Annotated in this window: 26 protein-coding genes; 11 read left to right on the forward strand and 15 right to left on the reverse strand. The window is 72.5% G+C overall.

What is annotated here, in order from left to right:
- Positions 1-180: 180 nt before the first annotated feature.
- Genes KUM40_RS37865 through KUM40_RS37880 form a run of 4 tightly spaced genes read left to right on the forward strand, consistent with a single transcriptional unit; the run spans position 181 to position 3,642 of the window.
- The gene (locus tag KUM40_RS37865) at positions 181-1,101 is read left to right on the forward strand and encodes an ATP-binding cassette domain-containing protein (protein ID WP_217170854.1); all 921 of its coding nucleotides are present in this window, start codon (positions 181-183) and stop codon (positions 1,099-1,101) included.
- Positions 1,098-1,817: an ABC transporter permease gene (locus KUM40_RS37870; RefSeq protein WP_217170855.1), complete on the forward strand. Its 720-nt coding sequence runs from the start codon at positions 1,098-1,100 to the stop codon at positions 1,815-1,817. The genes KUM40_RS37865 and KUM40_RS37870 overlap by 4 nt, the downstream gene beginning before the upstream one ends.
- Positions 1,814-2,980, forward strand: coding sequence for a histidine kinase (locus tag KUM40_RS37875; protein WP_217170856.1), 1,167 nt, complete (start codon positions 1,814-1,816; stop codon positions 2,978-2,980). The genes KUM40_RS37870 and KUM40_RS37875 overlap by 4 nt, the downstream gene beginning before the upstream one ends.
- Complete coding sequence (locus KUM40_RS37880) at positions 2,977-3,642, forward strand: response regulator transcription factor (RefSeq protein WP_217170857.1); 666 nt, start codon at positions 2,977-2,979, stop codon at positions 3,640-3,642. The genes KUM40_RS37875 and KUM40_RS37880 overlap by 4 nt, the downstream gene beginning before the upstream one ends.
- Positions 3,643-3,751: 109 nt before the next feature.
- On the opposite strand, the gene KUM40_RS37885 is transcribed toward KUM40_RS37880, so the two are convergent.
- Both KUM40_RS37885 and KUM40_RS37890 read right to left on the reverse strand, forming a co-directional pair.
- On the reverse strand, positions 3,752-4,660 hold the full coding sequence (locus KUM40_RS37885; protein WP_217170858.1) for a S1 family peptidase: 909 nt from the start codon (positions 4,658-4,660) through the stop codon (positions 3,752-3,754).
- 252 nt (positions 4,661-4,912) lie between these two features.
- The gene (locus tag KUM40_RS37890; RefSeq protein WP_217170859.1) at positions 4,913-6,094 is read right to left on the reverse strand and encodes a DUF5685 family protein; all 1,182 of its coding nucleotides are present in this window, start codon (positions 6,092-6,094) and stop codon (positions 4,913-4,915) included.
- A gap of 289 nt (positions 6,095-6,383) precedes the next feature.
- On the opposite strand from KUM40_RS37890, the gene KUM40_RS37895 reads away from it, so the two are divergent.
- Positions 6,384-6,821 carry a cell division protein SepF gene (locus tag KUM40_RS37895; protein ID WP_217170860.1) on the forward strand — a complete coding sequence of 146 codons (438 nt, stop codon included), beginning with the start codon at positions 6,384-6,386 and terminating at the stop codon, positions 6,819-6,821.
- 53 nt (positions 6,822-6,874) lie between these two features.
- On the opposite strand, the gene KUM40_RS37900 is transcribed toward KUM40_RS37895, so the two are convergent.
- A complete protein-coding gene (locus KUM40_RS37900; protein ID WP_217170861.1) occupies positions 6,875-8,068 on the reverse strand; it encodes an acyl-CoA dehydrogenase family protein in 1,194 nt (397 codons plus the stop codon).
- Positions 8,069-8,823: 755 nt separating this feature from the next.
- Complete coding sequence (locus KUM40_RS37905; RefSeq protein WP_217170862.1) at positions 8,824-10,440, reverse strand: MFS transporter; 1,617 nt, start codon at positions 10,438-10,440, stop codon at positions 8,824-8,826.
- Between the two features lie 256 nt (positions 10,441-10,696).
- Here KUM40_RS37905 and KUM40_RS37910 point away from each other — a divergent pair, with 256 nt between their 5' ends.
- Positions 10,697-11,902: a glycosyltransferase family 39 protein gene (locus KUM40_RS37910; protein WP_217170863.1), complete on the forward strand. Its 1,206-nt coding sequence runs from the start codon at positions 10,697-10,699 to the stop codon at positions 11,900-11,902.
- A gap of 251 nt (positions 11,903-12,153) precedes the next feature.
- Positions 12,154-13,170, forward strand: a complete 1,017-nt coding sequence (locus tag KUM40_RS37915; protein ID WP_217170864.1) for a phosphatase PAP2 family protein — start codon at positions 12,154-12,156, stop codon at positions 13,168-13,170.
- Between the two features lie 7 nt (positions 13,171-13,177).
- Here the strand turns inward: KUM40_RS37915 and KUM40_RS37920 are convergent, their stop codons facing one another.
- The 3 genes from KUM40_RS37920 to KUM40_RS37930 all read right to left on the reverse strand — a co-directional run bounded on the left by KUM40_RS37920 (position 13,178) and on the right by KUM40_RS37930 (position 15,621).
- Positions 13,178-13,393: an I78 family peptidase inhibitor gene (locus KUM40_RS37920; RefSeq protein WP_217170865.1), complete on the reverse strand. Its 216-nt coding sequence runs from the start codon at positions 13,391-13,393 to the stop codon at positions 13,178-13,180.
- Positions 13,394-13,709: 316 nt separating this feature from the next.
- Entirely contained in the window at positions 13,710-14,708 is a 999-nt protein-coding gene (locus KUM40_RS37925; protein ID WP_217170866.1) for a YafY family protein, read from the reverse strand.
- Between the two features lie 58 nt (positions 14,709-14,766).
- Positions 14,767-15,621 carry a hypothetical protein gene (locus tag KUM40_RS37930; RefSeq protein ID WP_217170867.1) on the reverse strand — a complete coding sequence of 285 codons (855 nt, stop codon included), beginning with the start codon at positions 15,619-15,621 and terminating at the stop codon, positions 14,767-14,769.
- 398 nt (positions 15,622-16,019) lie between these two features.
- On the opposite strand from KUM40_RS37930, the gene KUM40_RS37935 reads away from it, so the two are divergent.
- Both KUM40_RS37935 and KUM40_RS37940 read left to right on the forward strand, forming a co-directional pair.
- Positions 16,020-16,817 carry a hypothetical protein gene (locus KUM40_RS37935; RefSeq protein ID WP_217170868.1) on the forward strand — a complete coding sequence of 266 codons (798 nt, stop codon included), beginning with the start codon at positions 16,020-16,022 and terminating at the stop codon, positions 16,815-16,817.
- 73 nt (positions 16,818-16,890) lie between these two features.
- Positions 16,891-17,184, forward strand: a complete 294-nt coding sequence (locus KUM40_RS37940; protein WP_217170869.1) for a hypothetical protein — start codon at positions 16,891-16,893, stop codon at positions 17,182-17,184.
- A gap of 64 nt (positions 17,185-17,248) precedes the next feature.
- Here KUM40_RS37940 and der read toward each other — a convergent pair whose 3' ends face one another.
- The 5 genes from der to aroH all read right to left on the reverse strand — a co-directional run bounded on the left by der (position 17,249) and on the right by aroH (position 21,940).
- Positions 17,249-18,727 (reverse strand): ribosome biogenesis GTPase Der, encoded by a 1,479-nt coding sequence (gene der / locus KUM40_RS37945; protein ID WP_217170870.1) that lies wholly within the window; start codon positions 18,725-18,727, stop codon positions 17,249-17,251.
- Positions 18,728-18,785: 58 nt separating this feature from the next.
- Positions 18,786-19,388, reverse strand: coding sequence for a 1-acyl-sn-glycerol-3-phosphate acyltransferase (locus KUM40_RS37950; protein ID WP_254396298.1), 603 nt, complete (start codon positions 19,386-19,388; stop codon positions 18,786-18,788).
- A 71-nt stretch (positions 19,389-19,459) separates the two neighbouring features.
- Positions 19,460-20,155, reverse strand: a complete 696-nt coding sequence (gene cmk / locus KUM40_RS37955; RefSeq protein ID WP_217170872.1) for a (d)CMP kinase — start codon at positions 20,153-20,155, stop codon at positions 19,460-19,462.
- A gap of 340 nt (positions 20,156-20,495) precedes the next feature.
- Positions 20,496-21,581: a prephenate dehydrogenase gene (locus KUM40_RS37960; RefSeq protein WP_217170873.1), complete on the reverse strand. Its 1,086-nt coding sequence runs from the start codon at positions 21,579-21,581 to the stop codon at positions 20,496-20,498.
- Entirely contained in the window at positions 21,578-21,940 is a 363-nt protein-coding gene (gene aroH, locus KUM40_RS37965) for a chorismate mutase (protein ID WP_217170874.1), read from the reverse strand. The genes KUM40_RS37960 and aroH overlap by 4 nt, the downstream gene beginning before the upstream one ends.
- 126 nt (positions 21,941-22,066) lie before the next feature.
- Between aroH and KUM40_RS37970 the strand changes: the two genes are divergently transcribed.
- A complete protein-coding gene (locus KUM40_RS37970; protein WP_217170875.1) occupies positions 22,067-22,477 on the forward strand; it encodes a Rieske (2Fe-2S) protein in 411 nt (136 codons plus the stop codon).
- Between the two features lie 22 nt (positions 22,478-22,499).
- Complete coding sequence (locus KUM40_RS37975) at positions 22,500-23,246, forward strand: DNA polymerase beta superfamily protein (protein ID WP_217170876.1); 747 nt, start codon at positions 22,500-22,502, stop codon at positions 23,244-23,246.
- Here the strand turns inward: KUM40_RS37975 and KUM40_RS37980 are convergent.
- The 3 genes from KUM40_RS37980 to KUM40_RS42275 are packed head-to-tail and all read right to left on the reverse strand — an operon-like array spanning position 23,169 to position 25,667.
- Positions 23,169-23,924 carry a nucleotidyltransferase domain-containing protein gene (locus tag KUM40_RS37980; protein ID WP_217170877.1) on the reverse strand — a complete coding sequence of 252 codons (756 nt, stop codon included), beginning with the start codon at positions 23,922-23,924 and terminating at the stop codon, positions 23,169-23,171. The two genes, KUM40_RS37975 and KUM40_RS37980, sit on opposite strands and share 78 nt — an antisense overlap.
- Positions 23,925-23,928: 4 nt before the next feature.
- Positions 23,929-24,951: an ADP-ribosylglycohydrolase family protein gene (locus KUM40_RS37985; RefSeq protein WP_217170878.1), complete on the reverse strand. Its 1,023-nt coding sequence runs from the start codon at positions 24,949-24,951 to the stop codon at positions 23,929-23,931.
- Positions 24,948-25,667 (reverse strand): NUDIX domain-containing protein, encoded by a 720-nt coding sequence (locus KUM40_RS42275; protein WP_217170879.1) that lies wholly within the window; start codon positions 25,665-25,667, stop codon positions 24,948-24,950. Before KUM40_RS42275 ends, KUM40_RS37985 begins: the two co-directional genes overlap by 4 nt.
- Between the last annotated feature and the right edge of the window lie 110 nt (positions 25,668-25,777).

Genomic DNA, 25,777 nt, shown 5'->3' on the forward strand with positions numbered 1-25,777 from the left:
ACTCCAGGACGTGCGCACGACAACTCCAGCGTGGTCACACGGCCTTCACCGCTTTCTCGCGAGGAGACGAGGCGAGGGGACGAGGCGACGAGGAGACGAGGTGATCTCCGACTCTGGTGGGAATCCGGGTTTCGACCGTGGGTGGATGACGGGGAGACCACCACGCCGGAGGCTTCGGGCATGACTTCTTCACGAGGTGCCGGGGACCCGCCGGCCATCAGGGTCGAAGGGCTGACCAAGCGTTACGGCCGCAGAACGGCGGTCGACGACCTGTCGTTCACGGTCGGGCACGGGAGGGTGACGGGGTTCTTCGGCCCGAACGGGGCAGGGAAGACCACTGCGCTCAAAGCGGTCGTCGGACTGGCGCGGCCGACAGCGGGCCGGGCGTTCGTACGGGGCACGACGGTCACGGCCGTCAGGCCAGACGCCCGCCTGCTCGGCGTCCACATCGAGCCCTGCGGGGCCCATCCCGGCCGCACCGGCAGGGCGCACCTGCGCTCGCTGGCCGCACTGGCCGGACTCCCCCGCCGCCGGGTCGGTGAGGTCCTGGAACTCGTCGGCCTGGCGGAGGCGGCCAGGGGCAGGGTCGGAAAGTATTCGATGGGCATGCGGCAACGGCTGGGGCTCGCCGCGGCGCTCCTGGGCGATCCGGAGATCCTGGTCCTTGACGAGCCGGTGAACGGCCTGGACCCGCAGGGCATCCGCTGGTTGCGCACGCTGCTGCGGGAGCGGGCCGCGAACGGTGGCACGGTCCTGCTGTCCAGCCACATGCTGGGCGAGGCGGCCCAGACCGTCGACGACGTGGTCATGATCGACCGGGGCCGGCTGGTCCACGAAGGCGCGATCCGGGACCTCGAACGGTCCGGGGAGAGCGTGGTCGCGGTGCGCACCGCCGAGGCCGCGCGCCTGTCGGGGCTGGTGGCCGCGGCCGGTGGCCGTACAAGGGCCGACGACGGAGGCGGGCTGCTGGTCGAAGGGCTCGATGTCACGGAGGTGGCGCGGCTGGCCCACCGCGACGGCGTCCTGCTGGAGGAGATCGTCGAGCGGACCGCGTCGCTGGAGGACGCGTTCTTCGGTCTCACGGGAGGTGCGGACCGGTGAGCCATCTGCTGCGCGGCGAACTGATCAAGACCGTGACCACCCGGACCGTCCTGGGCTTCGCGGTGGGCGCGGCCGCGTTCGCCGCTCTCAACGCCCTTGTGGTCGCGGCGTGGTCGGGCACGCTGGACGAGGTGCCCGAGAAGGAGGAGGCCCTGTCGGCGATGCCGATCCTGCTCCTGCTCTGGGGGCTGGTCGGCGCGGCCGGTGAGTACCGGCACCGGACGGCCGCGCCGGCGGCACTGGTGGGCCGCCGTGGCCGCGGGGTCGTACTGTCGGCGAGAATTGCCGCTTACGCGCTGACCGGGCTCCTGCTCGGCGCGCTGACGACCACGGTGTCGGTCGGGCTCGCGCTGCCGCTGCTGAGTGACCAGCCGGGACCCGATCTCACCTCGGGAGACGTCGGTGCCGTCGTGGCGGGCAACCTCGTGGCGTTCGTCCTGTCCGCGATCCTGGGTGCCGCCCTCGGCGCCCTGATCCGTAGCCCGGTCCTGGGAGTGGTCGTCCTGCTGATCGTGAACTTCGCCGTGATCCCGCTGCTGTCCGGCGTCTGGGAATCGGGCGTCAACCTCACGCCGTTCGGCGCGGCCGGGATTCTGAGCCGGATGACGCACCACACGACGCTGTCGGTGGTCTCGGCCGGATGGGTACTGGCCGCCTGGACGGCCGCGGTCACGCTGGTCGCGGTCCTCGTCGAGCGACGGCGCGATCTGGCGTGAACGTGCTCTTCCGGCGGGCCCGGGCGGCGTACGACCTGCTGGTCGCGCGCCGCTCGGCGCTGTTCGACCTCGCGCTGGCGGTGATCACGACCGGAGTGGAGATCGGGCAGCTCTTCGACGGCGGCACCCCGGTCGTCGTGATCCCGGCCGACGCGATCCCGGTCGGCGTGATCCCGGTCGTGGTGACGGTGCTGACCGGCTCCGCCCTGCTCCTCCGCCGACGCGCCCCCCTGACCGTGCTCGTCACGGCCTGTGCGGGCGCCGCGGTGCTCGTACCGCTGGGCTACTCGCCGGGCGGGGCGCCCGTCGTGGTCGCCCTCGCCTCGCTCGCCGACCTGCGCGACCGGAGGGTCTCGGTGGCGGCGCTCGTCCCGACGGCGCTGTTCCTGCTGCTGGCGAGCATCACCTCGCTGCCCGTCCCGATCGGCGCGTGGGCGCTCGGCTCGTACCTCCAGACCCGGCGGCGCTACACCCGGGCGCTGGAGGACCGCGCCGCCACCCTGGAACGCGAGCGCGAGCAGCTCGACCAGATCGCGGCACAGCGGGAACGCACCTCCATCGCCCGCGAACTCCACGACATCGTCGCCCATTCGGTCACCGTCATGCTGATCGGCGTGCGCGGCGCCCGGGACGTCCTGCCGACCGACTCCCGGGTCGCGGCCGAGACCCTGGAACAGGTCGAGGTCAACGCGGAGCAGAGCCTGGCCGAGCTCCGCCGGATCCTCGGCCTGCTGCGCACGCCGGACAACGGGGTGCGGTGGCGCCCGCAGCCGTCGCTCGGCCAGCTCTCCGAGCTGGTCTCCGGGTACCGGACGGCCGGGATGCCCGTGCGGCTGGAGCTCACCGGCGAGACCCGGCCGCTGGCCGGCGGCCTCGAGCTGTCGGCCTACCGAATAGTCGAGGAGGCACTGACCAACGTGCTCAAACACACCGACCCCACCCAGGTCACGGTGGCGCTCCACTACGGCCGGACGCAACTGGACGTCACGGTCGAAGACGACGGCGGCGGCGGCGGCGAACCGGTCCCGAAGTCGGCCGCCGGGCACGGCATCCTCGGGATGCGGGAACGTGCGGCGGTGACCGGCGGCAGCCTGGACGCCCGCCCCACCGCCGGCGGCGGATTCCTGGTGACCGCCCGGCTCCCGGTCGGGGACGAGGCATGACCGTCCGCCTTCTGATCGTCGACGACCAGGAGCTGATCCGCACCGGCTTCCGGCTGTTCCTGCAGACCCAGCACGACCTCGAGGTCGTCGGCGAGGCGGCCGACGGCCACGAGGCACTCGCCCGGGCCGCCGCTCTGCACCCCGACGTGGTCCTGATGGACATCCGCATGCCCCGCATGGACGGCGTCGAGGCCACCTCCCGGCTGACCGCCTCCGGATCCTCGCCACGGGTGCTGATCCTCACCACCTACGACCTGGACGAATACGTCTTCGGCGCGCTACGGGCGGGCGCGTCGGGTTTCCTGCTGAAGGACGCCTCGCGCAACCGTCTGCTGGAGGCGATCCGCGTCGTTCACGCCGGTGAGGCCCTGCTGTCGCCGTCGATCACCCGCAGGCTGATCGAGGACTACGCCACCCGCGCCGCACCCATCCGGCCGCGGGCCACGGTGCTGGCCGGTCTCACTCCGCGAGAACGGGAGATCCTCCTCCTGGTGGCCCGAGGCCTGTCGAACCCGGAGATCGCCACGCAACTGGTGGTGACCGAGGCGACGGTGAAGAGCCACATCGGCAGCATGTTCGCCAAGCTCCAACTGCGTGACCGCGCGCAAGCCGTGGTGTTCGCCTACGAGAACGGCATCGTCCTGCCCGGCAGCACGGGCTGAGCCCCCGTACACCGTCGCTGCGGTGTACGGGGGCTCGTCGCGCTGCCGGCTGCGCTCGATACGTGAACGGTGACGGACTGTCGGACTGACCGACGGACTGACCGACGGACTAGTAGACGCTGACGCCGTAGGCGCCCAGGGCCTCCGTCACCGGCTGGAAGAACGTCGTACCGCCGGAGGAGCAGTTGCCGCTGCCGCCGGAGGTCAGACCGTACGCGGTGCCGTTGCTGCCGTAGAGCGGGCCGCCGGAGTCGCCGGGCTCGGCGCAGACCGTGGTCTGGATCAGCCCGCCGACGATGTCGCCGCCGCCGTAGTTGACCCTGGCGTTCAGAGCGGTGACCCGGCCGCTGTGGGTGCCGGTGGTGGAGCCGTCACGGATGACGGTGGTGCCCACGCTCGGGGTGGCCGCGCGGGTGATGTCCACGCCGCCCGCGGTGCCGGGCTTGCTGACCGAGCTGTTGGTGTACCGGACGATGCCGTAGTCGTTGCCCGGGAAGCTGGAGCCGGCGGTCGTACCGAGGGTCGTGCGGTGCCCGGAGTCGGCCCACCAGGTGCCGGCGCCGTCGGTGCAGTGACCGGCGGTCAGGAAGTACTCGGCGCCGCTGCTGGTGCGGACATTGAAGCCGAGGGAGCAGCGCCAGTTGCTCGCGTAGATGGCGTCGCCGCCCTGGATGAGCTTGTTGAACGTGCCGGGGGTGTGCTTGATCGTGAGCGCGCCGGCATTGTCGCCGGCCTGCTCCTTGATCTTCGCGATCTCGGCCTGGGAGACCGTGCTGTCCACGGTGAGCAGCACCCGGCCGGACTCGCTGTCGACGGCCCATGCGGTGCCGGGGACGTCGGCCTGGAGCACCGCGTTGTCTGCACTGCTCAGCTCGGCGGCACTGAAGGTGGCCGGGGTGGGTGCCGCGTTCGCGCTGGGGACCGCGACGGCGGCTGCGGCCACGAGACCGGTGGATACGGCGATCAGCCGAGTCCGTCTCGTGATACCGCTGCGGGGGGTGATGCGCTTGATCCTCACTTTTCGTTCCTCCACAGGGGAAGTCGGGGGCCCCTCTTGTGGGGTCGGGGCCCGTGAGGCGCAGCCAGGGGCGGACCTCCGGGTTCCGGATACGTCGTGCTCCTGACAAGCGCTGAAGTTGGAGTATTCGGCCGAACGACCGGTCGGCGCAAGAGTGCCTTTCGGCCTTCAACCTTTGAACGGCCTTTACCGACCCCCGGCGTTGGCGACACGCTGCTCGTGCCACCGCTTCCCACGGGGACCGACGAGACTTCAGCAGCTACAGCCGCAGTCGCAGCCGTCACAGCCGCAGCCACACCCGTCGTCGCCGCAGCAGTTGCTGCAGCAGTCGCAACAGTCGCAGCAGTCGCCGCAGTTGGAGCAGAGTCCTTCCCTGCGCTGCCTGCTCCAGGGGTCCTCGAACGTGCCGCAGCACATCTGGCACGTGCAGGCCAGCCCCAGCCACACGGCGCACCCGGTGAGCAGCCCGCGCCGGTCGCGCCGGGACGGTTCCGGGGGCGTCGGCCCACCGGGACCGCCGGGGGCGCCCGGGGTGCCGGGAGGGGCGTACGGATGGCTGCCGTGGGCGCACGAGACGGTGCCGAACGCGCGGTCGACGGAGTTCCCCAGCTCGTGCACGAGCAGCCGGTGCACCAGCCGGCCGTCGCCGAACTCGGCCTCCCGCAGGGCGAGCCGCACCCCGTGCACGGCGTCGTCCGCGAGCCGACGGGCCTCGGTGAGCGGGGTCCCGGTGGCGGTGAGCGGGTTCCAGGCGCCCGCGTCCGCGTCGGCCTCCCGGTCCTCCACGGCGTCCAGGAGGTGGGCGAGCCGCCCGAAGAGCCGGCCGGCCTCGGCGAGCGGCTCGGCGTTGTGCGGCCGCCCGGCGAGGCGCGCGGTGTGCGCGAAGGCGGCGGCGGTCGCGGTCTCGGTCGGCTCGGTGACGGTGAGCAGGGGCGTGCCGGGTCCGGCGAGCGCCTCGATGCCGCCCTGCCGGTCCACGGCGTCGAGCAGTACGGCGGTGTCGAATCCGACGGCACTGCCGCCCCGCGCTCCGGCCGTGTCCCAGCCGCCCGCGATCCGGCGGGCGGCGAGGGCCACCGGCCGGCGGGCCAGCAGCCCGTCCTTGTCGGCGACATGGTCGCGCACCTTGGCCGAGGCCAGCACCAGGGAGACGGCCGCCGCGAGCCGGGCCCCCTCGCCGTGCGCGACGGAGGCGGTGCGCATGCCGCGCAGCGGACAGGGTCCGGCGGTGCGCCGCCCGGCGCCCGCACCACCCCGTTCGGCCTGAGCCTCCGTCAAAACCGATATGAGCAGCCCGTCATAGTTCGTCACGATCCGTGCGAACTGTCCGTGGTCCTTGCGCAGCGCGAGGCACAACCCGCACAAATGCGCCATCCACTGGCTCGTGAGGCTCTCTCCGAGCCGATGCCTGCACGGCCTGACGATTCCGAACACGACACTCCCCCGTGGTTTGTACGACGCTGAGCTGCGGCATCGTACCGACCGCCGCGTTCACCCGGACGCACCCGCCCTCACCCGTACGCCGCGAAGAATCATATTTCACTCACAGTCAGCAGCCGTTTGGGAAACGACCCTTGGGACACAAGGACTCTCGACGTATCCGCTGTGCACCAGTACCGTCACAAACCCCCCGCGCGGCGTCTATCCACTTGGCGCGACGTCCGCATCATGGATGACCATAGGGATGCGGAAGCACGAAAGACCGCTGTGAGAGGAGGCGTCCATGGGATCGGTACGCAAGGCGAGTGCGTGGCTCGGCCTCGTCGACGACAACGATGACGAGCGTTACTACGACGACGACTACTCCGAGGGCACCGAGACCGGGGAGGCCTGGGTCACGGACCCGCGGGTGAAGGTGGCCTCGGACGAGGCCGAGGAGAAGGGCCGCCGCATCGCGACGGTCACCCCGGACAGCTTCCGGGACGCGCGGTCCATCGGTGAGCTGTTCCGGGACGGCGTCCCGGTCATCGTGAACCTCACGGCCATGGAGGGCCCCGACGCCAAGCGCGTGGTCGACTTCGCGGCCGGACTGATCTTCGGCCTGCGCGGTTCGATCGAGCGGGTGTCGACCCGGGTGTTCCTGCTGAGCCCGGCGGACACCCAGGTCATCAGCGGCGAGACCGCCACGCACCGTTCCGACGGTTTCTTCAACCAGAGCTGAGGCGGGGCCGCGCACCACGGCCCCGCCCCCGCCGGAGCACTACCGGTTCCGCCTCACCGGAAGGCGTCGAGTCCGGTGAGCGCCTTGCCCAGTACCAACTGGTGCATCTCGACGGTGCCCTCGTAGGTGAGCACCGATTCCAGGTTCGTCGCGTGCCGCATCACGGGGTATTCGAGGGAGATCCCGTTGGCGCCGAGGATCGTGCGGGCCGTACGGCAGATGTCGATGGCCTCGCGTACGTTGTTGAGCTTGCCGAAGCTGACCTGCTCGGGACGCAGGCGGCCGGCGTCCATGCGCCGCCCGAGGTGATGGGCGAGCAGAATCCCCTTGTGCAGCTCGACCGCCATGTCGGCGAGCTTGGCCTGGGTCAACTGGAAGCCGCCGATGGGCCGCCCGAACTGTTCCCGTGACTTCGCGTACTCCACGGCCGCCTCGAAGGAGCTGCGGGCCGCGCCCATCGAGCCCCACACGATGCCGTAGCGGGCGTGGGTGAGGCAGCTCAGCGGTCCGCGCAGTCCGGCACCCTGTGGCAGTACGGCGTCGGCGGGCAGCCGTACGTCGTCGAGGACGAGTTCACTGGTGACGGACGCCCTCAGGGACCACTTGTGCTTGATCTCGGGCGCGGAGAAGCCGGAGCTGTCGGTCGGCACGACGAAGCCGCGGATGCCGTCCTCGGTCTGCGCCCAGACGACGGCGACGCCCGCCACCGACCCGTTGGTGATCCACATCTTGCGGCCGTTGAGGATCCAGTCCCCGCCGGCGTCCCGCTTGGCGTGGGTGCGCATGTTGGCCGGGTCGGACCCGTGATCGGGCTCGGTGAGCCCGAAGCACCCGATGACCTCGCCGGCGGCCATGCGCGGCAGCCACGTCTGCTTCTGCTCCTCACTCCCGAAGCGGTGGATGGCGTACATGGCGAGGGAGCCCTGCACGGAGACCAGGGAGCGGATGCCGGAGTCGGCCGCCTCCAGCTCCAGGCAGGCGAGCCCGTACTGCACGGCGGTGGCACCGGCGCAGCCGTGACCCTGGAGCGACATGCCGAGCGCGCCGATGGAGCCGAGTTCGCGGGCCAGCTCGCGGATGCCGGGCAGCTCGCCCCGCTCGTACCAGTCCGCGATGTGCGGCAGCACGCGGTCCGCGGCCCAGGTGCGCACGGTGTCCCGGATCGCCAGGTCCTCCGGTTCCAGGAGGTCGTCGACACCGAGGGGGTCGGCGGGGTCGAACGCGGGCAACTTGGGGGACGCGGCCATGGGACACCCTCCGGGGCTGTTAAAACTAGCGCCGCTAGTCACGGCTCTCGTTGCCGACGTTACGATGCGGCGCTCCGCACGTCCACCATGCCCGTCTCCCACCCACGCACCACCCGTTCACCGCCAGAAACAAGGGTGGACGTCGCCCGCGGGGGTGACCCACCGCGGGCGGCTTGCGGCGGGTGGGTGGCGGCTCATGACGGGCGGGGGAACGGTAGCGACTCACGGTGGATGGCCGGTGTCGGGCACGCGGAGGGGTGGGCGGTGTCGGCACGCGGGGGTCGGTGGGCGCGATCGGCGAGGTGACGCAGGCGCATGGGCCGCGTCCGCAGGGGCACAGCGCGCAGCGTGTCCATGTCCGCAGGGCGCGGGGCCGCGGGGCGCAGGGCCCAGGACGAAGCCGGAACCGTGTCCGTGGCCGCAGGGCGCAGCCGGACCCGAGTCCGTGGCCGCAGGAGCGCGGAGCGCAGCCCGGAACCGAATCCGTGACCACAGGAGCACGGGCCGCAGCCCGGAACCGAATCCGTGACCACAGGAGCACGGGCCGCAGCCCGGAACCGAATCCGTGACCACAGGAGCACGGGCCGCAGCCCGGAACCGAGTCCGTGGCCGCAGGGGCGCGGGGCGCGGTCGGGGCCGTGTCCGTGGTGGCCGGGTCGCGAGTCGCAGTCGCCGACGCTTCTCAGCCGCCCACGGGCGACGTCCACCCCGCTCCCGACGGTGAACGGGTGGTGCGTGGGTGGGAGACCCATCGCTCACACCGAGACACGGGACTCCACCGCGTCCCGAGGCGCGGGCACCGCCACCGCATCCCCCTCCCCCTCCCCCTCGCACTGCATCACCCGCGGCAACCGCAACGCCATCACCGCCCCCAACAACAACAACCCCGCGCTCACCACCAACGTCACATGCAGCCCATGCACAAACGCGTCCGCCGCAGCCCGCCGCAGCGCACCCCCCGCAGGCCCCCCAAGCTGCGCAGCAACCTCGTACGCCTCCCCCAGCGAATGCCCCGCGGCCGCCGACGCCGAAGTCGGCACCCCGGGCACACCTCCCGCCACCCCCGGCGTGTACGCCGCGTTCATGACGCTGCCCAGCAGCGCGATCCCGATCCCGGCGCCAAGCTGGTACGAGGTCTCACCGATCGCCGCCGCCCCGCCGGACTGCTCCTGCGGCACCTCGCTCAGCATCGACTCGTACGCCCCGAACAACGTCGTCTCCAGACCGAAGCCGAGCAGGACGAAGCCGGAGAGCAGCAGCGCGCAGTTGTCGGTGCGGCCCATCGCCGTGAGGAGCAGCACCGCGAAGGCCGTCAGGCAGAAACCGACGCACACCATCGTCCGCGGCCCGAAGCGCCGCAGCATCCGTGCTCCCGCCAGCCCCGCCGCCATCGCCGCGAAGGTCAGCGGCAGCAGCCGCAGCCCGGTCTGGAGCGGGGACAGCCCGAGCACCAGTTGCAGGTACTGCGCCGCGATCAGTTCCAGACCCACCAGCGCCAGCATCGCCAGCACGATGCACCCCACCGACGTGCTGAACGCCGGCCGCCGGAACATCCGCAGGTCCACCAGCGGATACGTACGCCGCCGCTGCCGCCGTACGAAGCCGGTCAGCAGGGCCGCGCCCACCACCAGCGGCAGCACGGTGAACACGCTCGCCACCGGCTCACCGCCGCCCAGCCGCTTCACGCCCAGGACCACCCCGAACAGACCGGCCGCCGCCATCAGCGCGCCCACCACGTCCCAGGGCCCGCGTCCGTCGCCCTTCGACTCCGGCAGCAGCAGCCGCCCCACCGGCAGGCTGACCAGCATCAGCGGGATGTTGACGAGGAAGACCGAGCCCCACCAGAAGTGCTCGAGCAGGAAGCCGCCGAGCAGCGGACCGACCGCCGCGCCGACCGCGGCCACGGCGCTCCAGATGCCGATGGCCAGCGCCCGCTCCCGCCGGTCGGGGAAGACCTGCCGCAGGATCGACAGGGTCGCCGGCATGATCATGGCGCCGCCGACGCCGAGCAGCGCGCGGGCCGCGATCAGTACCTGGGCGTTGTCGGCGAGGGCCGCGAGCGCGGAGGCGACGCCGAAGAGGGCGTAGCCGAGCAGGAGGACCCGTCTGCGGCCCACCCGGTCGCCCAGGGTGCCGAAGAGGATCAGCAGCGAGGCGCAGACGAGCGGATAGACGTCGACGATCCAGAGCAGTTCGATCGCGCCGGGCCTGAGGTCCTCGGTGACGGCGGGGACCGCCACGTGCAGCACGGTCGCGTCGACGGCGACGAGCAGCAGGCTGACGCAGAGGACGACCAGCACGACCCAGCGGTTGGCACCGGCCCCGGCCGCCCGACGGCGCAGCGCTGCGGCAGCCGTGGTCGTCCCGGACATGTACGTACCTCCAAGATGTTCCCTCGCGTCCGGCGGGCCGTGGGGTGGGGACTCCCCTGGGGCTCGGCCGGAGAGGAGCGGGGGCTCCGGGCCGTGCAACGGAACGCGAGTGACTCGCCAGAGTACGCGAGACCGTGCATCGCACACGTGGCGGGGCTCACACATCCCGCGTCGCCCGTGTGGCGTGCGCCACCGCGTCCGCGGCCCCGCCCGCCCCGGTCGGGGCCGCGGACGGGCCCGGCAGATAATCGAGCCCGTGACCGATCTTGAAACGCGCACCGCGGGCCGCCCCGGCGCCTCAGGTCTGCCCGGTGCCCTGCGCCGGGCAGCGCCCGCGCTCCTCGGGTACGCGGCCGTACGCGCCCTGGGCCTGCTCGCCCTGGCCCTGTGGAGCGCCGCGCGCGACAAGAGCGCGTACACGCTGCTGACGGCCCGCTGGGACTCCCTCTGGTACACCAGGGTCGCCGAGCTGGGCTACGGCTACGAGGTGCGGCTACCGAACGGCGACGTGCACTCCAACCTGGCGTTCTTCCCGCTGCTGCCCTGGCTGGAGCGGCTCGGGGCGGCGGTGACACCCCTGTCGTACGCCGACGCCGGGTTCGTCGTGAGCCTGCTCGCGTCGCTCGCCGCGGCCTGGGGGATCTTCGCGGTGGCGGAGCACGTGTACGGCCGCCGCGCGGGCGTGTGCGCGGTGCTGCTGTGGGCCGTACTGCCGGTCGGGGTCGTGCAGTCGATGGCGTACAGCGAGTCCCTGTTCACGGCGCTGGCCGCCTGGTCCCTGTACGCGGTGCTGACCGGGCGCTGGGTGACGGCGGGGGTGCTGGCCTCGCTGGCCGGGCTGACCCGCCCGGTGGGGCTCGCGGTGGCGGCGGCGGTGTGGGTGGCCGCGCTCACGGCATACGCGCGAAGCCGGGGGGACGCCGTCGCGGACGGCACCCAGGGCCCGGCGCGCGCCCCCGGTGACGGCGCGCGGCGCGTGCTCGGCATGCTGCTCGCGCCCCTGGGCGCCGCCGGTTACGTGCTGTGGGTCGGCCACCGCACCGGCAAGGGCCCGCTCGGCTATCTCGACGTCCAGGCCGGCTGGCGCAACGGCTTCGACGGGGGCGTGGCCTTCGCCCGTTTCGTCGCGGAGAAGTTCACGTCGTTCCCGGCGGCCCTGGCCGGTGTGGGGCTGGTCGTCGGCGTCGCGCTGCTGGTCTGGCTGTACGTGGTGGGCGTACGACAGCGCCAGCCGCTCGCGCTGCTGGTGTACACGGGGATCGTCGTCGCCCTCGCCCTGTGCGCGTCGAGCTACTTCGGTTCCAAGCCCCGGCTGCTGCTGCCCGCCTTCCCGCTGCTGCTGCCCCTCGCCCTGGCCCTCGCCCGGCTGCGTACCTCCAGGTCGGCGCTGGTCGTGGCCGGGGTCGCGGTGGCGTCGGCCGTCTACGGGGCGTTCTGGCTGAACGGCTCCGGCCCGCCCTGACCGACCCCTGATGATCTCTGCTGACCTCTCATGGCCAGTGGGACAATTCCGGACCAGCATTCGGTGAACGCATTGATAAGGACGATAAAACCGCCGACCGGGCAGATCAAAGGAATTGAAGTCCGCGGTGGTCCTGGATTGCCGATTACCCGGAAATAGATCGCCGCCTGAGAGGAATCCCACATCACATCGTCATCACAAAGCCGTTGATTCGGCCGGGATCACTCCTCACTCGCTGTAACGTCGATTGGGTGCGTACCGAACGGAAGCTCACCCGTCTGGACCGGGTGTTCGCGAGACTGGACCGGGAGCCGGAACGACCGGCGCTCCTGTACGTGCCGGATATGAGCCGGCACCGGTTCGCGCTGTTCGCCGGAACCCTCGCGTTCTACATCGCGATCGTGTGGGCCGTGGTGATCACCTCGTGGCTGGTCCGGCTCGACTGGCAGGTCATGTTCTTCCGGCCCTACCAGCAGTGGCCGGAGATCCACGCGTTCGTCGACTACTACGTGGTGCTCGGCCAGCGCGGCCCCACCGCCGTGATGGTCGCGGCCTGGCTCGGCTGGCGATCATGGCGCCAGCACACCCTGCGCCCCCTGCTGGCGCTCGGCGTCTCACTGCTCCTGCTGAACGTCACGGTCGGCGCCGCCAAGTACGGCATGGGCCGGCTCGGTCCGCACTACGCGACCACGATCGGCGCCAACGAGATGTGGCTCGGCGGCGATATATTTCCGAGCGGTCACACCGCGAACGCCGTCGTGACCTGGGGCATTCTCGCCTACCTGGCCTCGACGCCCAGAGCCCGGCGCTGGCTGTCCGCGGTGTCCGCGGTCACCTCGCTCGGCGTGGGCATGTCCACCGTCTACCTCGGTACGCACTGGCTGAGCGACGTGCTCCTCGGCTGGGCGGCGGGGCTGCTGATCCTGCTGGCGCTGCCCTGGTGCGAACCGCTGATCACCCGTGCCGAGACGTTGATCCTCGGTCTGCGCGACCGCTGGTACACCCCGCGCGGCCGCGCGGGGGAGCCGAAACGGCCGGTCGGCCCGCCCGTGGTCCTCACCCCGCCCGGCTCCGGCCAGGAGGACGCGCCCACCCGCGAGCCGGTCGCCGCGCCCCACACCCGGGCCCCGGCATACCTGGCTCCGGGCCCGCACAACACCCGCTCGGACCGTACGCCGGTGACCCCGGCCGGCAGCCGCCGGCCGCCGCACTCCGACCGCCACCCGCGCAACACGGCCCCGGCCGCACGCCCGCTGTCGGGCGGCTGAGCGCGCCTCAGCCCTTCCAGGCCCGGGACACCCGACCGTCCTTCACCTCGAAGTTGAGGCGGCCCACGCGGTACTCCATGGTGATGACCGTGCCCGGTGCCAGTGACCGCACCGTCGACCAGCCCCGCTCGCGCGCCCGCCGCTCGGCCGCGTCGGAATCGAGGCCGACGTAGGTGTCCGGACTGTCCTGGGGCTCGGCCGGGGGTGTCGGAATCGGTGCCATGCCGCCACGCTATGCCCTGCTCATGGAGCGGGGAAGCCCAGGCCGGTAAGACGGGTCACGGATGCGCCTACGGTCACATTTCTGTCACAGGATCATGATGCGCGTTCTGCTGGAACTCCCTCACCCGGACGGGCGGTTTTGTACGCCTTCAGCGGGCCTGTGAGGTGAATTGCCGCGTGTCGTGTTGCGCCGTCGAATAAGCGGACGGGAAAGGCGTTCGACGCGACCCGGCGACGCCCCGCATTTCACACCCGAACACCCCCGAACACCTCCGAACGGACTTGCGGACGACCGGGCGAACGGACGCGTGGACCGCTTACACGGATCGAACATCGGACACCCGAAACCCGTCGCCCGGGTCCAGGGCACGGGTGAGCCGGTCGCGCGCCGTCCGGATCGCCTCCGTCAGCTCCGCCGGCTCGAGCACCTCGAAGTCGAAGCCGGTCAACATCACGTGCACCACCATGATGTCCAGGCTCCCCGCGCCGGTACGCAGGAGGCAGCGGTCCGGGCCCTCCGCCTCCAGCACCCCCGCGGAGGGCGAGATCCGCTCCGCCGCCTCCTCCAGGGGCACCAGCAGCCGGACGACCGCGTGCGTGGCGTACGCGCGCGTGGAGACCCCCTCGGAGACGTAGGCGGCCAGGTTTTCGGCGGGCGGCTCACGGGGGACGAAACGGGGCCCGTGCGGCGGCCTCGGCGTGACGCGGTCGACCCGGAAGGTGCGCCAGTCCGCCCGGTCCAGGTCGAAGGCGACCAGGTACCAGCGGCGCTCGGAGCACACCAGCCGGTACGGCTCGACGGTGCGGCGGCTGTCGGTGCCGTCGTGGCCCCGGTACGCGAAGCGCAGCCGCTCGCCGTCCCGGCACAGGTGGGCCAGCTCGGTCAGGACGGCCGGGTCGACGGCGGATGGCTGCGGGCCGCGCAGCATCGGCACCGTGAAGGCGTTGAGGGCACCCACCCGGCGGCGCAGCCGGTCCGGCAGCACCTGTTCCAGCTTGGCGAGGGCGCGTACGGAGGTCTCGCCGATGCCCTCGATGCCCTGGCCGGCGGCCGTGCGCAGCCCCACGGCGACGGCGACCGCCTCGTCGTCGTCCAGCAGCAGCGGCGGCAGTTCGGCGCCCGCGCCCAGTTGGTATCCGCCGCCGGTGCCGGGGCTGGCGTTGACCGGGTAGCCCAGCTCGCGCAGCCGGTCCACGTCCCGGCGCACGGTGCGCGGGGAGACACCGAGCCGGTCGGCCAGGTCGGTGCCGGACCACTCGCGGTGGGCCTGGAGGAGGGAGAGCATGCGCAACAGTCGTGCCGAGGTCTCGAGCATGGCGCCGAGTGTGCCAGCGGTCGCGGACAGGTTCTGTCCGCCTTGGTTCTGTCCGCGGTCAGGATTCCAGTGGGGTGACGGCCAGCGACAGGTCGTTGTCCCGGGTGTAGAACGGCCCGGCCTCCACGACGCCGTGCGGGGTCCGCACCCGCGCGGGCGGATGGATGAAGACGGGGTGCTTGTCGGCGACGTCGTCCAGCAGCCGCGCCAGGCGCACCACGGGACCGGAGTCCCCGGCAGGCCGCAGCCACAGGTCCCAGACGCCCGGCGCCAGGGCGTCGTAGGGCACGGTGAAGCCGAACTCCGTCCGCTCGGCCACGACGTCCAGCCGGTGTACGCCGCCACCGCCGCCACCGCCGCCACCGTCGGCGCCGGGCCGGGCCCGCAACTCGGCATGGGCGCCGGGCACGAGCTGTGTGCCGTACACCCGCCCGCGCACGGTCAGGCCGCCGTCCGCCGGACTGAGGTCCACCGTCTCCGCGTGCGGGGCGCGCAGCCAACTGCGGACGGTGAGGTTGCCCTGCCGGGTGGCGTACGGGATGCGGACGGCGACATGGCCGAGCAGCCCGCTGGGGGTGCGCTCGGCGAGGGAGCGCAGATCGGTGACGCCGGGCACCAGGCGCCGCGGCTCGCCCCCGGACACCCGGGCGTAGGCGTCCCAGCGGCCCTCGGGCAGGGACACGCTGCTGGGCAGCGCGGCACGCAGCCGCCCCTTGGCCGCCGGGGCCAGCGGCAGGCTGACCGACTCGTCGACGGCACCGGCGTCATCGGCGTCATCGGCGTCGCGGCGGCGGAGGATGAGCAGGGCTGCCCCGGTGTTTCCGCGCGCGGCGACGTCGAAGGTCAGGCCGCCCGCGGAGTCGCCGATGCAGTCGGCGCGCAGCGGGGCGGCCGGTGGGGCCGTCGGCGTCATGCGGTGCGGTTCCTCCCTGACTCTTCCCGTCGTCCGGTTAGACCCGGAACCCCGCCTTCTGGTTGTCCGTGTCCGATTGCGATGTGGTCACGACCGGAGGACGGCCCTTTCCGGCCACCCGGTTAATTCACTGATTTCCTGATTTGTCGACTCTCGGGCGGGACGGCCGCGGACTGTCTCATCGACCCAACCCCGTTATACGGCACGGCACTTGGGTGTGTTGCGGCGATCACCGCCGGCAGACGCCCGCACGCCGCGCACGGTTCGATTCCGTTGGCCATGGGGCGTGACTCCCGCCACAGATCACCCGTTGTCTTTGCATGAGCCGGGGACCCGCCCGGACCACGGCCCGGGAGCCACCCGGTCCGGTCACGCACCGCATCCCGAGGGAGCCACCCGTGCCGCGCATGCTCGACGTCAGCGACGACGTACGCGCCGAGATCGGCGACGAAGAAGCCGACCGCCTGCTCGCCGGGGAGTCCGCCCCGGGCAGCTACGACTGCACGTCCTGCCGCACCCCGGGCGACTGTGAGCAGGAGCGCACCAGCACCGTCCTCTTCATCGGGGACGAGACCGCCGTGCTCGCCTTCGCCCACTCCGGCTGTCTGCCCTCGCAGGTCGTCAAGGTCACCGAGGAGCAGCTCCAGGGGGCCGTGCGGTCCATCAGCGCCGACCAGGACCGCCCGGAGTCCGCGCCGGCCGCGCCCGAGCAGGCCGCGTCCGAGCAGGCCGTGCTGGGTGTGACCAGCGGACTGATCCTGATCGCCGGGGAGCTGCACCCGGCCCTCGTGGTGGAGCCGACCGCGCCCATCGCGCGGCCCGGCACCGCCGGGGCCGGCGACGACTTCCTGCCGCTCCTGATCGAGCAGGGCTTCATGCCGGTCACCGAGCTGTCGTCCGCGCCCGCCGTGCTGCACGGCTGGTCGGTCCTGCTCGCGACGGGCCAGCTGCACGCGGTGCTCCAGCCCGGGACGAACGGCGGCCGGCCGGTCGCCTGGTGGCAGGCACACCAGCCGCTCCAGGTCACCGAGGGCTGGCGCACGGCGGCCAACAAGCACCAGCAGGTGCTGATGTTCGCGGCGCCCGTCGGGTCGATCGGCCGGCAGCCGCGCGAGGACCTGCTGCGGGACGCGCTGGACAAGGCGGCGGCGAACGGGCAGCTCGTCGCGGCGGCGCTGCCGCTGGCGGGGACCTGAGCCCGCTCACACGCCTGCCGGACGGCTGCCACCTGGGCCGCATCCCTTCCAGCGCGGGGTCGTTTGGACATACGTGTACGCATACGACGCCTTCCACCGCCACGGCGGCCCCTCGGCCACTCCGATCTACGACGCGCTCTACGCCGAGTACGTCCGGTCCTTCCGATCGCTGCCGGGCGATCGCAGCGGTGAGGAGGAGCTGGGATTCACGGCCTTCAGGAGCATCCCGCGCAGCAGAGGCGCCTACAGCGCCTACAGCGCGGGGGCCCAGAGCGCCCGCGTCGGCCAGCAGTCGGTGTGGCAGCGCGTCGGCGGCACGCACCACGTCCCGGCCGCGCTGCCACCGGCCCCGCACGCAGGGGGCTGACCGCCTCCCGACAGTGAGAGAGGGCGACCCCGGCCGGGGTCGCCCTCTCTCACTGTCGGGGGTCCTACTTCTTCTTCGCGCCGCGCTTCTCGCGCACCCGCACGGAGATGTGGATCGGCGTGCCCTCGAAGGCGAACTCCTCGCGCAGCCGGCGCTCGATGAAGCGCCGGTAGCCCGCCTCGATGAAGCCGGAGGCGAAGAGCACGAACCGCGGGGGCTTGGTGCCCGCCTGCGTCCCGAAGAGGATGCGCGGCTGCTTGCCGCCCCGGACCGGGTGCGGGTGGGCGGCGACCAGCTCGCCGAGGAAGGCGTTGAGGCGGCCCGTGGGGACCCGGGTCTCCCAGCCGGCCAGGGCGGTCTCGATCGCGGGGACCAGCTTCTCCATGTGGCGGCCGGTCTGCGCCGAGACGTTGACCCGCGGCGCCCACGCCACCTGGGCCAGCTCGGTCTCGATCTCCCGCTCCAGGTAGTAGCGGCGCTCCTCGTCGAGGGTGTCCCACTTGTTGTAGGCGACGACGATCGCGCGTCCCGCCTCGACGGCCATGGTGACGATCCGCTGGTCCTGGACCGAGATCGACTCGGAGGCGTCGATGAGGACGACGGCCACCTCGGCCTTCTCGACGGCGGCGGCGGTGCGCAGCGAGGCGTAGTAGTCGGCGCCCTGCTGGAGGTGGACGCGCTTGCGGATGCCCGCCGTGTCGACGAACTTCCAGGTCACGCCGCCCAGTTCGATCAGCTCGTCGACCGGGTCGCGGGTGGTGCCGGCCTGTTCGTTGACGACGACGCGCTCCTCACCCGCCACCTTGTTCAGCAGCGAGGACTTGCCGACGTTGGGGCGTCCGATCAGGGCGATGCGGCGCGGGCCGCCGAGGCCGGTGCCGAAGGTCTGGGCGGGGGCCTCGGGCAGGGCCTCCAGGACCTTGTCCAGCATGTCGCCGGTGCCGCGGCCGTGCAGCGCGGAGACCGGGTGCGGCTCCCCCAGTCCGAGCGCCCACAGGTAGGAGGCGTCGGCCTCGCCGCTCTGGCCGTCCACCTTGTTGGCGCACAGCACGACGGGCTTGCCCGCCTTGCGCAGCAGCCGTACGACCGCCTCGTCGGTGTCGGTGGCGCCGACCTTGGCGTCCACGACGAAGACGACCGCGTCGGCGGCCTCGATCGCGTACTCGGCCTGGGCCGCCACGGAGGCGTCGATGCCGAGGACGTCCTGCTCCCAGCCGCCGGTGTCGACGACCTTGAAGCGGCGGCCCGCCCACTCGGCCTCGTAGGTGACACGGTCGCGGGTCACGCCGGGCTTGTCCTCGACGACGGCCTCGCGGCGGCCGATGATGCGGTTCACCAGGGTCGACTTGCCGACATTGGGGCGGCCGACGACGGCGAGGACCGGCAGCGGGCCGTGCCCGGCCTCCTCGATCGCGCCCTCGACCTCCTCGACGTCGAAGCCCTCTTCGGTGGCCAGCTCCATGAACTGCGTGTACTCGGCGTCGCCGAGCGCCCCGTGGTCGTGCTCCCCGCCCGAGCCCTCGGAGTGGATGTGGTCGTTCATGAAGTTCGTACCTCGTTCATCGTGGTGATCGGTGGCGCACCCTGTACCGGGTGATCCACTACTCAAGTGTCACTCGGCGCCCGGTGAGGCGCCTGGCGTTCTCCAGGTGCGCGGTGAGCTGCTTCTGGATGCGTTCGGTGGCCTCGTCCAGCGCCCTGCGGGTGCGCCGCCCGCTGCCGTCGCCCGCGTCGAAGGGGTCGCCGAAGACGACGTCCACGCGGGAGCGCAGCGGGGGCAGCGCCTTTATCAACCGTCCGGGACGGTCCGTGCTTCCCAGCACCGCGACCGGGACGATCGGCGCGCCGCTGCGCACCGCGAAGTAGGCGAGCCCGGCGCGCAGTGAGGCGAAGTCGCCCTCGCCCCGGGTGCCCTCCGGGAAGATGCCCAGGACGCCGCCGTCGTCCAGTACGCCCAAGGCCCGGGCGATGGCCGTGCGGTCGGTGGAGTGGCGGTCCACCTGGAGCTGGCCGATGCCGGTCAGGAAGCGTCCGAGCGGGCCGATGAACGCCTCCTTCTTGATCAGGAAGTGCGTCGGCCGGGGTGCCACGCCCATGACCATCGGGCCGTCGATGTTGTGCGCGTGGTTGACGGCGTAGATCAGCGGGCCGGTGGCGGGCACCCGCCAGGCGCCGAGCACGCGCGGCTTCCACAGCCCGTACATCAGGCCGACGCCGATGCGGCGCCCGACCTCGGCGCCCTTCTCGGAGGGGACGGGCACAACGGAGGGTTCGGTCACTTGCCCGCCCGCTTCTCCTCGACGAGGGTGACGACGCACTCGATGACCTGCGGGAGGGTGAGGGCGGTGGTGTCCACCTCGACCGCGTCGCCGGCCTTGGCCAGCGGCGAGGTCTTGCGGGTGGAGTCGGCCGCGTCCCGCTTGATCAGGGCCTCGCGGGTGGCGTTGACGTCGGCGCCCTTCAGTTCGCCGCTGCGGCGGGCGGCGCGGGCCTCCGCCGAGGCGGTGAGGAAGATCTTCAGGTCGGCGTCCGGCAGCACGGTGGTGCCGATGTCGCGGCCCTCGACGACGATGCCGAGCGGCGCGGCGGTGGCGATGGAGCGCTGGAGTTCGGTGATCCGGGCGCGGATCTCCGGTACGGCGCTGACCGCGCTGACCTTGGAGGTGACCTCCTGGGTGCGGATCGGGCCGGCCACGTCCACGCCGTCGACCGTGATGGCCGGGCCCGCCGGGTCGGTGCCGGAGACGATCTCGGGCTTGCCGGCCGCGGCGGCGACGGCGTGCGGGTCGTCGGTGTCGATGCCGTTGCTGACCATCCACCACGTGATCGCCCGGTACTGGGCCCCGGTGTCCAGGTAGCTCAGGCCGAGCTGTGCGGCCACGGCCTTCGACGTGCTCGACTTGCCCGTGCCGGAGGGGCCGTCGATGGCGACAATCACGGCCGGGACGGTCGGGGCGGCGCCGTTTTCCACGAGGGGACACCTTCCTGGTGCGGTGCGGTGGGTGGTGTGCGGGACGCGAGCGCGTCCCGCACAGGGCCTGTCTGATGATTCCCGTCGTCCGCCCGGAGGGCGGGCCCGGCGGCGTCTGGTGCGTGCGATCGCAAGGCGCCGGAGCGCCCTCGGTGGGGGTCCCTCCCACGCCGTTCAGGCAGTGGGGGAGGAGCCACGCGGGCGTTTCGGCAACGCGGCGAGCGTGCGTGCGTGCCAGGCGTCGCCGGGCAGACGGGAATCATCAGACAGGCCCTAGGTTACCGGGCCCGGGGAGCCCCTCTGACAGCCCTGTTCCCCGAGCGGCCTGTGTGGCTCGCGGTCACTGCCGGATCGCCCAGCCCCGTTCCTTGAGCGACGCCGTGAGCACGGCGGCGGCCCTCGGCTCCACCATGAGCTGCACCAGGCCCGCCTGCTGCCCGGTCGCGTGCTCGATGCGTACGTCCTCGATGTTGACCCCGGCCCGTCCCGCGTCCGCGAAGATGCGGGCGAGCTGGCCGGGCTGGTCGTCGATGAGGACGGCCACCGTCTCGTAGGTCCGCGGCGCCGATCCGTGCTTGCCCGGGACGCGGACCTGTCCGGCGTTGCCGCGCCGCAGCACCTCGGCGATGCCGGTGCCGCCCTCGCTGCGCTTGTCCTCGTCGGCGGACTGCAGGGCGCGCAGGGCCCGTACCGTCTCCTCCAGGTCGGCGGAGACGTCGGTGAGCAGGTCGGCGACCGGCCCCGGGTTGGCGGAGAGGATGTCGATCCACATCCGGGGGTCGGAGGCGGCGATCCGGGTCACGTCGCGGATGCCCTGCCCGCACAGCCGTACGGCTGCCTCCTCGGCGTGCTCCAGGCGTGCGGCGACCATGCTGGAGACCAGGTGGGGCATGTGGGAGACGAGGGCCACGGCGCGGTCGTGGGCGTCGGCGTCCATCACGACCGGCACCGCGCGGCAGTGCGAGACCAGCTCCAGGGCGAGGTTCAGCACCTCGGTGTCGGTGTCCCGGGTCGGGGTGAGCACCCACGGGCGGCCCTCGAAGAGGTCCGCGGTGGCGGCCAGCGGGCCGGACTTCTCACGGCCGGACATGGGGTGGGTGCCGATGTACGACGACAGGTCGAGCCCGCGCGTCTCCAGCTCCCGCCGGGGGCCGCCCTTGACGCTGGCCACGTCGATGTACCCGCGGGCGGCGCCGCGTCCCATGGCGTCGGCGAGCACGTCGGCCACCAGGGCGGGCGGGGCCGCGACGATCGCCAGGTCGACGGGCGCGTCCGGGGCCTGCTCGGTGCCCGCGCCGAGCGCGGCGGCCGTACGGGCCTGCTCGGGGTCGTGGTCGGCGAGGTGGACGGTGACGCCCCTGGCGGTGAGGGCGAGGGCGGCGGAGGTGCCGATGAGGCCGGTGCCGATGACGAGTGCGGTTCTCACTGGGCGATGTCCTTGCGCAGGGCCGCGGCGGCGCCGAGGTAGACGTGGGCGATGTCGGCGCGGGGCCGGTCGGATTCGATGTGGGCGAGGACCCTCACGACGCGGGGCATGGCGCCCTCGATGTCCAGTTCCTGGGCGCAGATCAGCGGTACGTCGGTGATGCCGAGCCCGCGGGCCGCGGCGGCCGGGAAGTCGCTGTGCAGGTCGGGGGTGGCCGTGAACCACAGGCTGATCAGGTCGTCGACCGTCAGGGCGTTGCGCTCCATGACGGCGGTCAGCAGGGCCGCGACCTGCTCGTCCATGTGCCCGGCCTCGTCCCGCTCCAGTTGGACTGCGCCCCGGACCGCTCGTACCGCCACGACGATGCTCCTCGCTGATCGGTTCTTGGTCCGTCCAGCCTAGTCAGCCCGCCGCGTACCGGCCCGCGGCGCCCGTCTCCTGAGACGCTGGCCGCGGCCGGTACCCCCCTCCCCCGGAGCTGCGAGATGACCCACACCCCGACCCGCCGTACGGTCCTCCTCTGCACGGGCACGGCGGCGCTCGCCGTGGGCTGCGGCGACGGAGGTGGCGACGGTGACGGCGACGGCGACTCCTCGGCCGCCTCGCCGGGACAGGAGCTGGCGCCGACGAGCGACATCCCGGTCGGCGGCGGGAAGATCTTCCCGGACGAGAAGATCGTGGTGACCCAGCCGGAGCAGGGCGAGTTCAAGGCGTTCTCGGCGGTCTGCACGCACCAGAACTGCCTGGTGTCGACGGTGCGGGACGGCACCATCGACTGCGCCTGCCACGGCAGCAGGTTCAGCATCACCGACGGCGCGGTCGCGCAGGGACCGGCGACGAGGCCGCTGCCCGAGGAGCGGATCGCGGTGGAGGGAAATTCGATCCGTTCGGCGTGAGCCGCCCGCGTACGCTCCGGGCATGGAACCCGAGACCCTGGTACGCGACCACACGATCTACGCCTGTGTCATGGGTTCGCGCGCCTTCGGTCTGGCGACGGAGGGCAGCGACACCGACCGCCGGGGTGTCTTCCTCGCCCCGACCCCGCTGTTCTGGCGCTTCGAGAAGCCGCCGACGCACGTGGAGGGCCCGGCCGAGGAGCAGTTCGGCTGGGAGCTGGAGCGCTTCTGCGAGCTGGCCCTGCGCGCCAACCCGAACATCCTGGAGTGCCTGCACTCCCCGCTGGTGGAGTACGCCGACGACACGGGCCGCGAACTGCTCGCCCTGCGCGAGGCGTTCCTCTCCCGCCGGGCGTACGAGACGTTCACCCGCTACGCGCACGCCCAGCGCCGCAAACTGGACGCCGACGTGCGCGCCCACGGCGCCCCGCGCTGGAAACACGCGATGCACCTGCTGCGGCTGCTGACCTCCGCCCGCGACCTGCTGCGCACGGGCACGCTCACCATCGACGTCGGCGACCGGCGGGAGCCGCTGCTCGCCGTGAAGCGCGGCGAGGTGCCCTGGCCGGAGGTGGAGGCGCGGATGACGCGGCTGGCCGAGGAGGGCGAGGAGGCCGCCCGGCGCAGCCCGCTGCCCGAGGAGCCGGACCGGCGCCGCGTGGAGGACTTCCTCGTCCGCACCCGCCGCGCCTCAGCGCTCCAGCCGGATCCGTACGACGAAGTCGTGCAGGGCGTCGTGGGCGGTGGTCGGGGCGTCGGGGAGCGCTGACGCGGCCTGCGCCCGGTCCAGCACGGTGTGCAGCCGCTCCACGTCGGCCCGCACGCGCGCGTGCCCGACGCCGGCGTCCCCGTGCTCGCGCTCGGCCTTGGCGGCGATCAGCTCGGGCAGGTAGGCCGGGGCCGCGTCGACCTCCCCGAGGAGCGTGGGCAGATGCGGCTGGACCTCGCCGGAGCGCATCAGGTGGATGCCGGTGAGCAGGACCCGGAAGGTGTACAGGAGCGGCTTCAGCTCGCCGGTCTTCTCGAACAGGCGCCACTGGGTCTGGGCGAATCCCCGGTAGTGGTGGGCGTGGTGGGAGGTGAGGACGTCCGGCGCGAGGGCGGCCAGTTCCCGGTGCGCGTCGGTGGTGTGCACGACCAGCGGGGAGAGCAACTGCTCGAGCACGTAGCCGTTGCGGCGGAGCATCAGCCGTACGAACTTGCGCAGGTCGTGGGTGACCAGATCCATCTCGACGCCGTCCCGGTCCCACATCCGCGACCTGGTCTCCTCCGGTTCGCGCAGCCCCACCAGGTCGGCGGCGGGCAGCAGGTGCACGCCGCGCAGGTCGACGTCCGAGTCGCGGGACGGGAAGCCGTAGAGGTGGGCGCCGGAGACGGTGGCGAACAGCACCGGGAAAGGCTGTTCGGCCACCACCGGAGCCAAGTCGATGTCCAGGGCGTCGATCATGGGCTCAAGCGTCCCAGAGTGCTCCGAGGGCCAGCAGGTCGCCCCGGTGCTCGATGCGGTCGGCCCACTCGGCCGGCCAGGCGCCGGCGCCCAGGTGGGCGCCGGCGAAGGCGCCCGCGAGGCAGGCGATGGAGTCGGAGTCGCCGGAGGTGCAGGCGCCGCGCCGCAGGGCGGTCAGCGGCTCGTCGACGAAGAGCAGGAAGCAGAGCAGGCCTGCCGCCATGGCCTCCTCGGCGATCCAGCCCTGGCCGACGGCCAGGCAGGGGTCGGTCTCGGGCGAGGCGGTGCGCACCGCCTCCTGGAGGCGGTCGAGTATCCCCAGGCACTCGTCCCAGCCGCGCGCGACGAAGTGTTCGGGCGTGGGGTCCTGGGCGCGGGTCCACAGGTCGCCGAGCCAGCGCTCGTGGTAGCGGGTGCGGTTGTCGTAGGCGTACGACCGCAGCAGCCCGACCAGTCCGGTCGGCTCGGCCCCCTCGGCGAGCAGGCGGACGGCGTGCGCGGTGAGGTCGGAGGCGGCGAGGGCGGTGGGGTGCCCGTGGGTGAGCGCGGACTGCAACTGGGCGGCGCCCGCGCGCTGTTCGTCACTGAGCCCGGGGACGAGTCCGACGGGCGCGACGCGCATGTTGGCGCCGCAGCCCTTGGAGCCGACCTGGCTGGCGTCCTGCCAGGGGCGGTCCGGCCGCTCCAGGAGGTCGCAGGCCGTGAGGCAGGTGTTGCCGGGGGCCCGGTTGTTCTCCGGGGACCGGTTCCAGGTGATGAACTCCTGCCGTACGGGCTCGGTCATCCCCTCGGGCGCCAGGACCCCCCGGTCCATGGCCGTCCGCAGCCCCTTGCCCAGGGCCAGCGTCATCTGCGTGTCGTCGGTGACGAACGCGGGGTCGGGCAGCGCCATCTCGCGCCAGGGGCCGCACTTGGCGAGGATGGAGGGGACGTCGTTGAACTCGGTGGGGAAGCCCAGCGCGTCGCCGAGGGCGAGGCCGGTGAGCACTCCGGTGGCGGCGCGCTTGGTGACGGTGGTCGAGTTCATGCGGGGCGTCCTTCCCGAGGGGTGCGCAGCAGGGGCGGGTGCAGGGAGCCGGCCGGGCCGGCGCGGTACAGCGCGGCCGGTTTGCCGCGGCCTCCGGTCAGTCGGGCGGCGCCCGGAACGGGCTCGACGAAGCCCGGGGTGGCGAGGACCTTGCGCCGGAAGTTGGGCCGGTCCAGGGCCGTGCCCCACACCGTCTCGTAGACCTGCTGAAGCTCGCCGAGCGTGAACTCGGCCGGGCAGAAGGCGGTGGCCAGGCAGGTGTACTCGAGCTTGGCGCCGACGCGTTCCCGGGCGTCGGCCAGGATCCGGTCGTGGTCGAAGGCGAGGCCCTGGGCCCTGGCGTGCGGCACCCAGCGGGCCTCGGCGGCGTCGGTCCCGGCGTGCGGCTCGGGAGGGTGGGGCAGCAGGGCGGCGAAGGCGACGGAGACGACCCTCATCCGGGGGTCACGGCCGGGTTCGCTGTAGGTCCGTAGCTGCTCCAGATGCAGTCCGGTCACATCCGCGAGTCCGGTCTCCTCGGCCAGTTCGCGCCGGGCGGCCGTCTCCGCCGACTCGTCCGGCAGCAGGAAGCCGCCGGGCAGCGCCCAGCGGCCGGCGTGGGGCTCCTGTCCCCGCTCGACGAGCAGCACGTGCAGCGCGCCCGCGCGCAGCGTGAGGACGGCGAGGTCGACGGTGACGGCGAAGGGCTCGAATGCGTGCTTGTCGTAGCCGTGCACGACCGGCCACCCCCTTTAATAGTCACTTCGACTATAAAGGGGGTGGCCGGTCGGTACAAGCCCTCTACGGCAACGGCGACCTGGAGTCGGTCTGCAGTCGGCCCGGAGTC

The sequence above is a fragment of the Streptomyces sp. AC512_CC834 genome, from assembly GCF_019049325.1.
Taxonomy (GTDB): domain Bacteria; phylum Actinomycetota; class Actinomycetes; order Streptomycetales; family Streptomycetaceae; genus Streptomyces.